14 protein-coding genes and 1 tRNA gene are annotated in these 13,062 nt (G+C 55.1%); 10 read left to right on the top strand and 5 right to left on the bottom strand.

Features of this window, described 5'->3' with window-relative positions:
- Nucleotides 1-274 precede the first annotated feature (274 nt).
- Nucleotides 275-1,504: an MFS transporter gene (locus DUD43_RS04300; RefSeq protein WP_153229290.1), complete on the top strand. Its 1,230-nt coding sequence runs from the start codon at nucleotides 275-277 to the stop codon at nucleotides 1,502-1,504.
- Nucleotides 1,505-1,677: 173 nt separating this feature from the next.
- Here DUD43_RS04300 and DUD43_RS04295 read toward each other — a convergent pair whose 3' ends face one another.
- Together DUD43_RS04295 and DUD43_RS04290 are read right to left on the bottom strand one after the other, a co-directional pair.
- A complete protein-coding gene (locus DUD43_RS04295; protein ID WP_153229289.1) occupies nucleotides 1,678-2,157 on the bottom strand; it encodes a nuclear transport factor 2 family protein in 480 nt (159 codons plus the stop codon).
- Between the two features lie 16 nt (nucleotides 2,158-2,173).
- Nucleotides 2,174-2,785: an NAD(P)-dependent oxidoreductase gene (locus tag DUD43_RS04290; RefSeq protein WP_153229288.1), complete on the bottom strand. Its 612-nt coding sequence runs from the start codon at nucleotides 2,783-2,785 to the stop codon at nucleotides 2,174-2,176.
- Between the two features lie 151 nt (nucleotides 2,786-2,936).
- Here DUD43_RS04290 and DUD43_RS04285 point away from each other — a divergent pair, with 151 nt between their 5' ends.
- Nucleotides 2,937-3,329: a winged helix-turn-helix transcriptional regulator gene (locus tag DUD43_RS04285; protein ID WP_153229287.1), complete on the top strand. Its 393-nt coding sequence runs from the start codon at nucleotides 2,937-2,939 to the stop codon at nucleotides 3,327-3,329.
- Between the two features lie 60 nt (nucleotides 3,330-3,389).
- Here the strand turns inward: DUD43_RS04285 and DUD43_RS04280 are convergent, their stop codons facing one another.
- On the bottom strand, nucleotides 3,390-3,815 hold the full coding sequence (locus DUD43_RS04280; RefSeq protein WP_009461311.1) for a PACE efflux transporter: 426 nt from the start codon (nucleotides 3,813-3,815) through the stop codon (nucleotides 3,390-3,392).
- A 326-nt stretch (nucleotides 3,816-4,141) separates the two neighbouring features.
- On the opposite strand from DUD43_RS04280, the gene DUD43_RS04275 reads away from it, so the two are divergent.
- Nucleotides 4,142-4,753 carry a hypothetical protein gene (locus tag DUD43_RS04275; protein ID WP_125303644.1) on the top strand — a complete coding sequence of 204 codons (612 nt, stop codon included), beginning with the start codon at nucleotides 4,142-4,144 and terminating at the stop codon, nucleotides 4,751-4,753.
- Between the two features lie 25 nt (nucleotides 4,754-4,778).
- On the opposite strand, the gene DUD43_RS04270 is transcribed toward DUD43_RS04275, so the two are convergent.
- Nucleotides 4,779-5,375, bottom strand: a complete 597-nt coding sequence (locus DUD43_RS04270) for a low affinity iron permease family protein (RefSeq protein ID WP_322742796.1) — start codon at nucleotides 5,373-5,375, stop codon at nucleotides 4,779-4,781.
- A 293-nt stretch (nucleotides 5,376-5,668) separates the two neighbouring features.
- On the opposite strand from DUD43_RS04270, the gene DUD43_RS04265 reads away from it, so the two are divergent.
- On the top strand, nucleotides 5,669-5,998 hold the full coding sequence (locus tag DUD43_RS04265; RefSeq protein ID WP_153229286.1) for a hypothetical protein: 330 nt from the start codon (nucleotides 5,669-5,671) through the stop codon (nucleotides 5,996-5,998).
- Between the two features lie 241 nt (nucleotides 5,999-6,239).
- Here the strand turns inward: DUD43_RS04265 and DUD43_RS04260 are convergent.
- Nucleotides 6,240-6,314 (bottom strand) — tRNA-Arg (locus tag DUD43_RS04260).
- A gap of 553 nt (nucleotides 6,315-6,867) precedes the next feature.
- On the opposite strand from DUD43_RS04260, the gene dctP reads away from it, so the two are divergent.
- The 6 genes from dctP to DUD43_RS04230 are packed head-to-tail and all read left to right on the top strand — an operon-like array spanning nucleotide 6,868 to nucleotide 12,873.
- Nucleotides 6,868-7,926: a TRAP transporter substrate-binding protein DctP gene (gene dctP / locus DUD43_RS04255; RefSeq protein WP_042483708.1), complete on the top strand. Its 1,059-nt coding sequence runs from the start codon at nucleotides 6,868-6,870 to the stop codon at nucleotides 7,924-7,926.
- A gap of 26 nt (nucleotides 7,927-7,952) precedes the next feature.
- Nucleotides 7,953-8,474 carry a TRAP transporter small permease subunit gene (locus DUD43_RS04250; protein ID WP_153229285.1) on the top strand — a complete coding sequence of 174 codons (522 nt, stop codon included), beginning with the start codon at nucleotides 7,953-7,955 and terminating at the stop codon, nucleotides 8,472-8,474.
- Nucleotides 8,471-9,790: a TRAP transporter large permease gene (locus DUD43_RS04245; protein ID WP_153229284.1), complete on the top strand. Its 1,320-nt coding sequence runs from the start codon at nucleotides 8,471-8,473 to the stop codon at nucleotides 9,788-9,790. Before DUD43_RS04250 ends, DUD43_RS04245 begins: the two co-directional genes overlap by 4 nt.
- Nucleotides 9,791-9,814: 24 nt before the next feature.
- Complete coding sequence (locus DUD43_RS04240) at nucleotides 9,815-10,465, top strand: GntR family transcriptional regulator (protein WP_153229283.1); 651 nt, start codon at nucleotides 9,815-9,817, stop codon at nucleotides 10,463-10,465.
- Nucleotides 10,466-10,500: 35 nt separating this feature from the next.
- On the top strand, nucleotides 10,501-11,388 hold the full coding sequence (gene dapA / locus DUD43_RS04235) for a 4-hydroxy-tetrahydrodipicolinate synthase (RefSeq protein WP_153229282.1): 888 nt from the start codon (nucleotides 10,501-10,503) through the stop codon (nucleotides 11,386-11,388).
- Nucleotides 11,389-12,873, top strand: coding sequence for an aldehyde dehydrogenase (locus DUD43_RS04230; RefSeq protein ID WP_153229281.1), 1,485 nt, complete (start codon nucleotides 11,389-11,391; stop codon nucleotides 12,871-12,873).
- Nucleotides 12,874-13,062 lie beyond the last annotated feature (189 nt).

Here is a 13,062-nt window from a genome sequence, read left to right as displayed (position 1 = left end):
CCATCAAACGCCGCAATAAACAGTCTGGTTCTGCACCCTGCACTTCCTGCCACGCTCAGCCCACCACCACCACCACCACCACCACCACCACCACCACCACCACCACCACCACCACCTCCTCCTCCTCCTCCCTCCCGCAGCTGGAACTAGAACTGGAGCTGGATCACGGCGCTCTACAACACTGTCCACCCAATCGCTTTTCGTCAGCCAAGGTGATTGCACCTCCTTGGCATTTCGCCAGATAATTCAAACCTGAATAATAAGAGGGGACCCCATGTTTCAATCCTTGCGCCAGCCCGCCGTGATGACGGTGACTTTGGCTGCTGCTGGCATCCTGATGGTCACCATGGGGATACGCCAATCCTTTGGCCTGTTCGTCGGCCCCATTGATAAAGCAACCGGCATGGGCATCATGTCCATCAGCTTTGCCATGGCCGTGGGCCAACTGGCCTGGGGTGCGATCCAGCCTATTGCCGGTGCCTGTTCCGACCGCTGGGGCCCGGACCGGGTTCTGATCGCGGGCCTCCTGATTCTGGCACTGGGCTGCGCCGTCACTCCATTTATTGGCACTGGCCTGGGTCTGACCTTGACCCTGGGACTGTTGGCCAATATCGGCTCGGGTGCAGCCAGTTTCTCCACCTTGATTGGCGCTGCCGCCCAGCGTATTCCTGATCACGCACGTGGTCAGGCCTCGGGCCTGATCAATGCAGGCGGCTCCTTCGGGCAGTTTGTCTTTGCCCCGGTCGTGCAAAAGCTAATTGGCTGGGTAGGCTGGATGTCGACCTTTTGGGTCCTGGCCCTGACCGCCCTGCTGACCCTGCCCCTGATCCGTAAACTGAGCCCAGGCGACAAGTCCCAAAAAGCCGCGGCTGCCCCCACCCCGTCTCCGGTTGCCAGCGGTCCAGGTCTGGCCGAGACACTGAAAAGCGCCATGAAGGATCGCAGCTACTTGCTGCTGAGCCTGGGCTTTTTCACCTGCGGTTTTCACATTGCCTTTCTGGTCACCCACCTGCCGGGGGAAATTGACCTGTGCGGTCTGCCACCGTCGGTAGCAAGCTGGTCGTTGGCCTTGATCGGCCTGGCCAATATCTTTGGCAGTATTGCCGCCGGTTCCTGCATTGCCCGCTGGCGCAGCAAGTACGTGCTGGCGTTGATGTATGCCTCGCGCGCCGTGCTGATCCTGTGGTACTTGATGATGCCTAAAACCGATCTGGTGTTTTACATCTTTGCCATCGGCCTGGGTCTGACTTGGTTGGCTACCGTGCCGCCTACCGCCAATATCGTCGCCAAGCTGTTTGGTACGCGCTATCTGGCAACCCTGTTCGGTCTGGCCTTGTTCTCGCACCAGATCGGCGGGTTTCTGGGCGCATGGCTGGGTGGTATTGCCCTGACTCGTTTTGGTGACTACAGCTGGATGTGGTGGGCGGATATTGTGCTGGCTGTACTGGCTGCCATTGTCAATCTGCCGATACGCGAAGCCAAGATCAAGATGCAAGCGGCTTAGACGACTCTAAATCGAAACACCGCAAAGCAAAAACAAAAACGGTTGCCCCGGCAAGAATTCCGTTTAACTACCCCAGCAACAAAAAGACCCGCCAGTGATGGCGGGTCTTTTATTTCTGGTACACATACATCCTCTTTGCACCGGGGCTCAACATCCACCCCAAACTAGTGTCCTTAGAACATAGTGTTGCTATTGGCAGCCTGCTCCGGCACAGCCTGAATCACATCCCAATGCTCCACAATCTTGCCGTCTTGCACCCGGAAAATATCAATTACCGCCTGTCCGCGATCGGCGTTGCCATTGGTCGAATGCACATGCAGATAGACCAGATCCCCGTCTGCGGCACTACGCACAATCCGCGCACGAGACTCCGGGTTCTCTTTGAAATAACCACCAAAATAACCCACAAAAGGCGCCTTTCCATCCGGCACTTCCGGATTGTGCTGGATATAGTCCTCGGCCACGACTGCTGCCGCTTCCTGCACCTGCTGCTTGTTGAAGAAGCTGTCGTAAAAATCGACCACTAGCTTGCGATTGCTTTCTTCCTGAGCCACATCACGAGTCTGCGAATTGGCAGCCAACACTGCATTTGTGCTCAACAAGAAAGAGCCCGCTAATAACACTGGAGATACCCATCGGATTAAACCTTTCATCAGTCCCACTCCTTGTTCAATAACCTACGGTGAAGCGCTGGCGCGAATGGGCAGGACGTTCAATCTCGTCAACCAAAGCGATGGCGTAATCCTCATAAGAAATCTTGCTGCCCTGGTCGGAGACCAAAAGGCTGTCTTTGCCGATACGAAATTTGCCCGTGCGCTGACCGGGACCAAACTCTGCCGAAGGCGACAGAAAAGTCCAATCCAGCTCTTTCTCCTGACGCAGCTGATCCAGAAAGGCAATGCCACCCAGAGCCTCGGTACGGTAAGCGTCTGGGAAGGCAGGCTGATCAATCAATCGCTGGCCGGGAGCCACTTCCAGGCTAGCTGCACCACCCACAACCAGATAGCGCGTCACACCGGCAGCACGAACGGCCGTGATCAGCTTGGAAGGATCGGACGACGCAAAACGCACCGCGCTGATCGCAATATCGTGCCCTTTCAACAGCGCAATCAAACCGTCCAGATCATTCACGTCACCCTGAACAGCCGTGACATTGGGCAGGCTGGCAATTTTTTCAGTATGGCGAGCAATCGCTGTCACCGTATGACCGCGATCCGAGAGTTCTTTCAAAAGGCGCGAACCGACTTCGCCAGAAGCACCTATCAATGCAATACGAGACATAACAGCTCCTTGTGTGCTCAAATAAAGACCTGGTCTATAAAGTAGACCATTAAGCGTGATGCTAGACAGTTTTTTCACAGTCCACAAGAAGTCACGCAGGCCATACCAGGTCACACGGAAGTGACTATTGAACACAGGAAAGCAACTCGCCATGCCCTCGACAAGCGCAGCCACACTGGCTTCCAGCCCCATACAGGAAGAATTTGAGCAACCCTGTCCCATCCGGGATGTACTAGATCGAATTGGCGACCAATGGAGCCTGCTGATCCTGGAATCCCTGGCGCCGGGCACTATGCGCTTTAACGAGCTGGGTCGGGAAATCGGCGATATTTCCCGCCAAATGCTCTCGCGCACCCTCAAGCGGCTGGAAACTGATGGATTTGTACAACGGACCTTGTACGCAGAAGTGCCGCCGCGCGTGGAATACACGCTGACCGAATTGGGGCAGTCCTTTCTGGTGCCCATGCGGGAACTGGTGAAATGGGCGGACGTACATCATGGGCGCATCTGCCAGGCGCGTCGGGAGGCTCAGGTGGGGGGATAGAGTCAATTCAGCAGAAACAAAAAAGCCGCATGACGCGGCTTTTTTATTGGGCGATGGAGTTCAGGCCGCGCTGGCCGGCAAGCCAAACACCCGATCAAAGGTCCAGCTGAAGATAAACGAGTAAATCAGGAAGAACACCAGAATGGCCACTTCCATACGCAGCGCTTCCAGCAAACCGACCTGATACCACCACATATACAAAGGCACGATGGCAATCACCAGGCCGGCCTCAAAGCTGATCGCATGCACACTGCGACGCAACAGACTGCGGCCTTTGACGGCCTGGCGGGACTCCCAATGCTCGAACGCCGTGTTGAACACATAGTTCCAGACAATCGCAATCACCGAGATCGCTACTGCAATAGGCGCAGATTCCGAGGCTTCTCCACCGGCAAAATACGCCAGCAGAAACGAAGAAAAAACAATGGCAAAAAACTCGAACAAACCCACGTAAAAAACGCGGCGTTTCCAACCTTGGAGTGTCATGACTAACCTGCTGCGGTGCATCAGCCTGGCGCTGAACGCGGTTCAGCCCGACAAGACGATGCGTTCAAAAATGGAATGGCAAGCCTGACGAGAGGGCCCCCGGCCCGCATCGAAGCTGCGATAAAGCGCACAATCCTACCACAGGCACGCAGACGGTTTGCTAGGCCAGCTCCAATAACCCTTTTCAAGCCCTGCCCAGGCATATTGTTACCCTGGCCTTACGCCATTCACAGCCCGTATCACTCCTCATCAAATCGAATAATCTGTGTGTGCTCCAGCATTTATGGTGATGGTTCTACCCCTCAACCTATGGACTGGAGCGAACAATGACATTACATAAAGCCAACACCGAGCAGCTGCATGAACTCTTGTATCAAGCCCTGGAAACCGAATTGGGCGGGGAGCAAGTCTATAAAGCAGCCATTTCCTGTGCCAAGAACGCGGATCTAAAGAAAGAATGGGAAGGCTACCTGGAAGAAACGCTGACACATCAACAGGTGCTGAAAAGTATCTTTGAGGAGCTGGCACTGGACCCCGCCAAACAAACACCCGGCCGACAAGTGCTGAAACAAATCGCCTCGGCACTGGTCAAGGCGATGGATCTGGCTAAACAGGCTGGGGACCCGAAAGCCGCTGAGCTGGTGGCGTCCGAATGCGTGATTCTGGCCGAAACCAAAGATCATCTGAACTGGCAGTTGATTGGCCTAGTTGGCGAGCAGAGCAAAGACAAAAAGCTGGCGACGCTGCTCAAGCAGGCGCACGATGCCGTCGCTCCCGATGAAGGCCATCATCTCTACCACACTCAGGGCTGGTCTCGCGAACTGTGGATTCAGTCCCTGGGCTTTCCTGCGGTACTGCCACCCCCAGAAGAGCAAAAGCAAGTCGAAACGCCAATCGGAGCCTCGCGAGCCGAGCAGCAACGCAGCAAATTGCTATAAAAAAAGGGCCGCAAGGCCCTTTTCTTTATTCCCCGCCGTCCAAACGTCGGCGAGCTTTCAAAGCAATGGAGGAATAATAGGCCTCCAGTTTTTTAAGCTGCTTTTCATCCAGCTCTTCAACATCAATCAAACGCTCATTGGCATCTGTCAGTGAAATAATTAACTCATCAAGCTTTATATGCAATGCCTTGCTATCTTTATTTTGATTTTGCTGAATTAAAAAAACCATCAAGAAAGTAATAATAGTCGTGCCAGTATTAATAATTAATTGCCAGGTTTCCGAATAATTAAAATACGGCCCGGACAAGGCCCACACCAGCACCGCTAAAACAGCAACGGAAAACATGATGGGGGAGCCGGCAAAGCGTGTCACCGCCTTGGCAAAGCGATCAAAAAAACTGTCTACCGAATCTGGCTTGCACGGCTTGACCAACGGGGGGTCCTCCTGCCTGCATGCAGCAGAAGAAGAAGCAGAAGAGAGCGGATCTTTTTCCAAGGAATGCTTGTCGTTTTTCATGGCAAATCCCTTATAAATAAAAGCAGTGTAGTCGTGGGACCCGCGCATATATTTCAAATAAAAACGAAACTGGGCAAAATTCAAACGCAGCTCAAACAGCGACACAACTGTTTTGCCAACCCTGCCCTGTAAAAAACACCGGCTCCGGCCCAGCCCAGACGTTCAGACCGACTTTCCCCTAGGCTGAACGAGCAATGGCTACGTTTTTCAGAGTTTCTTCTTACGGGTTTTTGCGAACGAAATGATTTTTTACAGCCGCCACTACCCAGGTCACGACAAGCTTTGTAAGATGCGTCTGACTATCTTGCTTTCAGGTTGATAGTTTTTGTAGAAAGCACATTGCTGTCTTTTTTTAAAACACGCTATTTCCATAGCCTTTATTTAAAAAGGAGCAAGAAGTGGGCAAGATCGACCATAAAACAATGTGTATTTTGTGCCAGACGCTGCCGCTTTCCAAAGCGCATACACCCAAGCATGCCTACATGGAACGCGTCACCAAAACAGAGGACTATGGCGACCAGGGAGCACAGAGCCTGTTTCGCTGCTCCGTTTGCCAGACCCACTGGCTTTATCAACAAGACAAATGGAAAAGTTGTCTGGGATTCAAGCTCTGGACCGGTAGTGTGGATGACTATCTGGCCTCAACAAAAGGGCTTGTGAATGCTTGGGGCAGTGCACAAGCCCCCAGAACCTCACCCACAAGTCTTGGCACTCGGCCGCTCCATTAGCGCTACTGACTCTCCAGAACGCGCATGCCCATCAAGTTTCAGTCGTGAAACAATCGTCTTTCGCTTCCTGCCAGCCTTGTTTTCTCACAACAAGGCTGGCTCGATTAAACGCAAAGCGAGCAGACACACGGGGCGCTCCGCACACATCGCGGAAGATCAGTCATCAAGTGAGATTTCAACGCTCGGCCTATCAGGTGCGGAGCTAAAAGCCATGAAGGCAGACGGGCCTCATGCAGCAAAATGGCGGGCCCAGCAGGAATCGAACCTGCAATCTTCCCTTAGGAGGGGAAAGTTATATCCATTTAACTATGGGCCCGGTGGCTGGTCTGCGCAGTGGGCCCAGGCGGGCCAGACACTACATGCACCGCAGGAATCCTGGCTTTACAACACACAAGGGCAGATCCGACGCCCTCTCCAGTCCGTAAAAAAACCAGCTATTTTCCTGCCTGCTGCTACAGAAAGTGCTGCAGCAAAAGAACGGTCCAAAGACCCTGTCCTGCCGCCGCGTGCTTATAAAAAAGCAGTCGCAAAGTGTACCAGCTAGACCGCAGGGACGAAAGGATTGAAACAGCTAAACAAGGCTGCCCCATGATGCTTCACACAAGCATAAAAAAGATCCGCATCACCCATCACTTCAACCCTGAAATCCGCATCAAAACCAGACCAGGAACGTCCGCCCCCTACCGTTTCAACACTAGGAACGAACACTGAAAGCCAATCAGCAAGCCACCTCCGGCACTTTCTAGGACAAACCCCAATCTAAATATGTTGTTAATATATTTAGAAAATATTAATATCCATCCCATGCTCTGAAGCTGGCCGTCGGCCTCTGACAGAGCTGAACTATAAAAAAACCACCGGAGACAAACATGAAATCCAAACTTGTTGCATCCACCTTGGCTGGCCTGTTTTTGCTGGGCAGCATGGCCTCGGCACAAGCAGCCGAAATCAGCTGGCGCGTACCCACTTCTGTACCCGAAGGCTCCCCGTTCTATCAAAACTTTCTGGAACGTTTTGCAAAGAACGTGAAACTCATGACGGGGGATCGTGTCGAGATTCAGCCCTTTGGAGCCGGGGTTATCGTTCCCGCCCTTAAAGTCTTTGAAGCGGTAGAGACAGGCGTTGTGGAAGCGGGCCACTCCACCTCCAGCTATCTGGTCAATCAAGACCCGGCCAATGCGATTTTTGCAGGTTATCCCGGCGGCATGGGACCCGATGCCTATCGTGTCTGGCTATATGAAGGCGGTGGCAAGGAAAAGCTGCAGGAGCTGCGTTCCAAAAATGGCCTGAAAACCATGATTGTGGGGCTGGGCTCCACCGAAGTCCTGGCGCACTCCAATACCCCGATTCGGACAGCTGAAGATCTGAAAGGGCTGAAGTACCGTACCTCCGGTGCCTGGGCCGATGTGATGAAAGACTATTTCGGTGCCGTTCCCACGGTGGTTCCTCCCGGCGATACCTACACCCTGCTGCAACGCAAAGGGGTGGATGCAGTGGAATGGGCAACCCCCTCCTCCAATACGCCAGAAGGCTTTCATCAGGCCGCCAAATACATCGTCGTACCAGGTGTGCATCAACCTACTTTCATGTGGGAAGTCGTGCTGAAGCAGGAAACCTGGGACAAGGTGCCCGCCGATCTGCAGCAGTTAATTGAGGCTGCCGCCGAGCTGACCACCCATCAATCGCTGGACTACTTCTACAACGCCGACATCAAGGCCATGGAGAAGTATCGCCAGGGACGCAACGAAGTCATCACCCTAGATCCGGCCTTCATCAAGCAGCTGGCCGAGGCTGGCAATGACTGGGTACACAAAAAAGCCGACGCCCAGGCACAGTCCGGCAACGACTACATGAAAAACCTGCTGACTGACTACGATGGTTTTCTGAATCGTTGGCGCAGCGAAAGCAATTACTTGATCCGCGACTAAGTCCTACTTTCTGAAGGAGAGCTGCCATGCTGCAGCCTATTTCAAAACTGATCGACTTTGTTGCCCTTGTCAGTGCCAGGTTGGCGGAGCTGGCTGCGGCCATCCTGGTCACGGCCATGGTGTGGGAGGTCTTTGCCCGCTACGTCCTGCATGCTCCTACGGTCTGGGCCTTCGATGTCGCCTACATGATGAACGGGGCTATTTTTCTGCTGGGCATGGCCTGGGTAATGCGCCAGAACGAACACATCAGCATTGATGTGGTTCGCAAGCACTTGCCCAAGTCCCTTGCCCGCATTTCAGACGTGGTCCTGTACCTGCTGGTGCTGTTTCCCCTGTTTGCGGTGTTGAGCAAAGTCGGAGTCAACAAAGCCTGGATGGCCTGGAAGCTGAACGAAGTGGAAATGGTCAGCCCCTGGGCTCCGGTGATGTGGCCGTTCTACGCCTGCATTGCCCTTGGCCTGATCGCCTTTACCTTGCAATTGCTGGCCCATGGCCTGCGCTGTGCAGTCAAAGAACAAAGCCCTGCTGACGTCGAGGTGAACCCATGAATTTATGGATCGCCGGACTGATGTTCCCTGCCCTGTTCCTGTTGATTTTTCAGGGCATGCCCGTGGCTTTTGCGCTGATCCTGCCCGCCTTTCTGGCCGGTTGGTACGCCTTTGGCCCCATGGTCTTTGACCAGATGTATGGCGCTTTGTACGGCGCGGCCACCAACCATATCCTGTCAGCGATTCCCATGTTTGTTCTGATGGGAGCCCTGCTGGAGCGCTCAGGCATTGCCGCACGTCTGTTTCGCACCATGCAGTTATGGCTGGGTGGTCTGCCAGGTGGATTGGCCATTGCCACCATCGCCATGGCGGCGACCTTTGCCGCTGCGGCAGGGGTGGTTGGCGCGGTGGAGATCATGGTGGGGCTGATGGCCATCCCGGCCATGAAGCGCTTTCGCTACAACAACTCGCTGATCGCTGGCACGATCTGCGCCGGGGGCTCTCTGGGCACCATGATCCCGCCCTCGGTGGTCGCGGTCGTCTATGCTTCCCTGGCACAGGTTCCGGTTGGCGAGCTGTTTGCCGCCATGCTCTTCCCAGGCCTGTTGATGACCACGCTCTTTGTGGCTTACATCCTGATCGCTACCACGCTCAAGCCGGAACTGGGGCCGCGGGCCGATGATGAGGATATGCGCCGGCCTTTAGGGGAAAAAATCAGTATCACGATGCGTGGTCTGGTGCCCATGATGCTGCTGATCATCGCGGTTCTGGGCTCCTTGATGAAAGGGATCGCATCGCCTACCGAGGCCGCTGCCCTGGGCGCTGCTGCCGCCGCTGTTTTGTGCATCTTCTACCGTCAGTTCAACTGGGCAGTCTTCAGTGGAGCCTTGCGGATTACGGTACGCATTACGGCAATGATCATGCTGATTGTGGCTGGAGGCACCATGTTTACCGGCGCCTTCGCAGCCAATGGTGGCGCCAAGCTGGTGCAGATGCTGACCAGCGACCTGGGATTGGGCAGTACAGGTACGATCATTCTGTTCCTGGGCATCGTCTTTCTGCTGGGCTTTGTGCTGGACTGGACAGCGAACGTGCTGATTTGCGTTCCGCTTTTCCTGCCCTTTATTGTGGCAACCGGGCTGGACCCCTTATGGTTTGGCGTGATGGTGATCGTTGTCATTCAGACCAGCTATCTGACACCACCCCTGGCCTCATCCATTTTCTACCTGCTGTCCATTGCCCCGAAAGACATGACATACGGACAAGTTTGTCGAGGTGTCGTGCCGTTTATTCTTGCCCAGTTGCTGACCTTGTTGATCGTGGCCCTGTTTCCCGCGATTGCAACCTGGCTGCCCCAGCAAGTATCCGGCTTTTAACGCAATTTTTATATTGGAGTCTCCGTGAGTAGCGCCCCCACCCCTTCTTCTCGTGCCGCTGAAACCGCCTATCAAGCGATTGAGCAGTTAATTGCCACTCTCAAACTGGAGCCTGGTCAGGCCATTGTGGAAAGTGATCTGGTGGAAATGACAGGTTTGGGGCGCACCCCCTTGCGTGAAGCCCTGATGCGCATGGTGGCCCTGGGATTGATCGAGCAGCAGCCACGCCGTGGTTTGCGTGTCAGTGAAATCCGTGTGGCTGAACACCTGACTCTGATTGAAACGCGCCGGGTTCTGGAACGCCTGATTGTGCAGGGAGCCGCCCGCTGGGCGACCCCGGCCCAGCGCAGCACCTTGCTCGGCCACGCCCAGGCCATGGTGGATGCCGCCAATGCCAAGGATATCGACGCCTATATGCTGGCCGACCAGCATCTGGACGAGGTAATCCACCAGGCCTGTCGCAACACTTTTGCTGTGCAAGCGGTCACACCCATGATCGTTCAGTGCAGACGATTCTGGTACGCCTACCAATATGAAGGCGACCTGGAAGCCGGGGCTCAAGCCCACTTGACCCTGGCTGAAGGAATCCAGGACGGCAATCCCGACATGGCTTTGCAGGGCTCTGAAACGCTGATGGCCTACCTCAGCGCCTTCACCCGCAAAGTCATTGAGTAAACCAATAGATCAACTATTAATAATCTGGAGACATCATGAATCTGAACGGCATTCTCGTTCCCATCGTTACCCCGTTTGACGCCAACAACCAGTTAAATGAAGCCGCTCTGGAGCGTCTGGTTGAGTGCTTTATTGAGGCCGGAGTGGGCGGCATCGTGGCCTGCGGTACCACAGGCGAATACTACGCACTGAGCGCACAGGAACGTCGCCGCGTACTGGAGATTGTTGCCAAAACCGGCCGTGGCCGTACAACACTGATTGCCGGCGTGAACTCCATGTCACCTGCCGAAGCAATCAGCCGGATCCGTGAAGCCGAGGAGCTGGGTTACGAAGCGCTGATGCTCTCCCCCACCCCCTACAGCCTGCCCGGCCAAAATGAAGTGGTGGCGTATTTCAAGGAGGTCGCTGCGGCCACTGAACTACCCATCGTCATGTACAACTTCCCGGCGCGCATTGGCATACAAATTGAGCTGGAGTCCGTCTACGAGCTGGCCAAGGTCAAGAACATTGTGGGCATCAAGGAGAGCAGCGGCAACTTCAGCCGGGTGGTTGCCATGGTCAATGCCAATCTGCCCGACTTCCAGGTTGTTTGCGGGTGTGATGATCAGGCTGCCGACTTCCTGTTCTGGGGCGTGCGCAGCTGGATCAGCGGCGGGGCCAATGTGTTTCCTGCCGAGCAGGTTCAAATGCTCAAGGCAGCCGAGCAAGAGGACTGGGACAGCGTACGTCGCATGATGGCAGCCATGCTGCCCGCCATTGCCGCCATGGAGTCCGGCAACTACAACCAGAAAGCCAAACTGGGCTGCGTGCGTCACGGCATTGATGTCGGTTCGGTGCGCTTGCCCCTGCTGCCGGTTCAAGCGCAGGAACGCGACGACTTCCTGGCCCAGATCAACGCTTACCAAGTAGAACAGGAGGCTTGAATGCCCACGCAGAAAGAGACTGTCTTTGAATTGGCCCGCGCCGGAAAGCTGCACGCTTCCCATTTGATTCCGGGCCATCAAACCACGGCTTCGGCCCTGCTCGATAACATCAGCCCTATCGACCTGGCCGTGATTGGCAAAATCGCTGCTGGCCAAGCCTCGGATGTGCAAGCGGCTGTCGCTGCCGCACGCACAAGCTTTGAGTCCGGTGAGTGGTCTGAGTTGTCTCCGGCAGAACGTAAAAAGATCATGCTCAAGTGGGTGGCCTTGCTGGAGCAATATGCCGAGGAACTGGCTGCACTCGATTGCGTGGATGCAGGCAAACCCATCACTGAATGCCTGAACACCGACATGCCCGCCACCATCGACACCTTCAGTTGGTATGCGGAAACGGCTGATAAATGCTTTGGCCGCATTTCCCCAACCGGCTCAGACGCGTTGGGCTTGATCACCAAGGAACCCATTGGGGTGGTGGCGGCCGTCCTGCCCTGGAACTTCCCGGCCCAGATGTACGCCTGGAAAGTGGCTCCTGCTCTGGTGTGCGGCAACTCGGTCATTGTGAAACCGTCCGAGCTGACCAGCCTTAGCGCCTACCGCATGACACAGCTGGCACACCAGGCAGGCATCCCCGCAGGGGCACTGATCCTGATCACCGGCACAGGCGAGGAAGTCGGGGAGCCTTTGGGACGGCACGAGGACGTGGACATTGTGTCGTTCACCGGCTCCACTGAAGTGGGTCGCCTGTTTCTGAAATACTCCGCAGAAAGCAACCTGAAGGAAGTCGTGCTGGAATGCGGCGGAAAAAGCCCCCAGGTCGTTTTTGAAGATGCCCTGCTGGACGAAGCGGTCCCCTCCATCCTGGCGGCCGCATTCTGGAACATGAGCGAAAACTGCAGTTGCGGCTCCCGCCTGATCGTACACAGCAGCCTGAAAGACACACTGCTGCAAAAACTCAAACAGGGGCTAGGCTCCTGGAAAGTGGGCTTGCCTACGGATCCGGATGTATCTATCGGACCGATGGTGGAAAAAGCACACTTTGAAAAAGTGGCCAGCTTTCTGGAAAATCCCGGAAAAAATGCCAAGCTGGTTCATGGCGGACGCATTCATAGTGACTTGGGCAGTGGCTGGTATATCGAACCCACTATCTTCGATCACATTACCCCGGAAGACCGCCTGTTCCAGGAAGAAGTGTTCGGCCCCGTTCTGGCCGTCACTACCTTCGAGACAGAAGAGCAAGCGATCGCCTTGGCAAACGATACCCAATATGGTCTGGCCGCCTCCATCTACACCCTTGATGTGCGCCGAGCACAACGTGTCTCGCGCAAGATCAAAGCGGGCACAGTGTCGGTAAATGGCTTTTCAGAAGGCGACATCACCGCTCCCTTTGGCGGCTTCAAACTGTCCGGTTTTGGCGGCAAGGACAAGGGCATGGAAGCCCTGGATCAGTACCAGCAAACCAAGGCGATCTGGTATGTCAATCAGTAAGCCGCTGCTTGCATAGCCCAGGCAGCACTAAGCAGGCCGCTGTACACCGCCCCCCCTCCCAGATTTCTGGACATCAAAACGGGGGGGTGGTTCTTGCCATTGAGCTGCTTCGGTTTCCTGGGCAGGTATGACATCCTGCTTCGAGATCTCGTCCGGCTCCCTCGGCATGAAGCATTCACCATGTGACCC

The organism is Alcaligenes faecalis (assembly GCF_009497775.1).
GTDB lineage: Bacteria > Pseudomonadota > Gammaproteobacteria > Burkholderiales > Burkholderiaceae_B > Alcaligenes > Alcaligenes faecalis_D.
The sequence above is the reverse complement of the archived record's forward strand: the minus strand, read 5'-3'. Positions and strand labels throughout refer to the sequence as shown.

What these genes read in the sequence shown, in the direction of transcription:
- DUD43_RS04300 (WP_153229290.1), top strand. Translation starts at nt 275, where the DNA reads ATGTTTCAATCCTTGCGCCAGCCCGCCGTGATGACGGTGACTTTGGCT.
- DUD43_RS04295 (WP_153229289.1), bottom strand. Translation starts at nt 2,157, where the DNA reads ATGAAAGGTTTAATCCGATGGGTATCTCCAGTGTTATTAGCGGGCTCT.
- DUD43_RS04290 (WP_153229288.1), bottom strand. Translation starts at nt 2,785, where the DNA reads ATGTCTCGTATTGCATTGATAGGTGCTTCTGGCGAAGTCGGTTCGCGC.
- DUD43_RS04285 (WP_153229287.1), top strand. Translation starts at nt 2,937, where the DNA reads ATGCCCTCGACAAGCGCAGCCACACTGGCTTCCAGCCCCATACAGGAA.
- DUD43_RS04280 (WP_009461311.1), bottom strand. Translation starts at nt 3,815, where the DNA reads ATGACACTCCAAGGTTGGAAACGCCGCGTTTTTTACGTGGGTTTGTTC.
- DUD43_RS04275 (WP_125303644.1), top strand. Translation starts at nt 4,142, where the DNA reads ATGACATTACATAAAGCCAACACCGAGCAGCTGCATGAACTCTTGTAT.
- dctP (WP_042483708.1), top strand. Translation starts at nt 6,868, where the DNA reads ATGAAATCCAAACTTGTTGCATCCACCTTGGCTGGCCTGTTTTTGCTG.
- DUD43_RS04250 (WP_153229285.1), top strand. Translation starts at nt 7,953, where the DNA reads ATGCTGCAGCCTATTTCAAAACTGATCGACTTTGTTGCCCTTGTCAGT.
- DUD43_RS04245 (WP_153229284.1), top strand. Translation starts at nt 8,471, where the DNA reads ATGAATTTATGGATCGCCGGACTGATGTTCCCTGCCCTGTTCCTGTTG.
- dapA (WP_153229282.1), top strand. Translation starts at nt 10,501, where the DNA reads ATGAATCTGAACGGCATTCTCGTTCCCATCGTTACCCCGTTTGACGCC.
- DUD43_RS04230 (WP_153229281.1), top strand. Translation starts at nt 11,389, where the DNA reads ATGCCCACGCAGAAAGAGACTGTCTTTGAATTGGCCCGCGCCGGAAAG.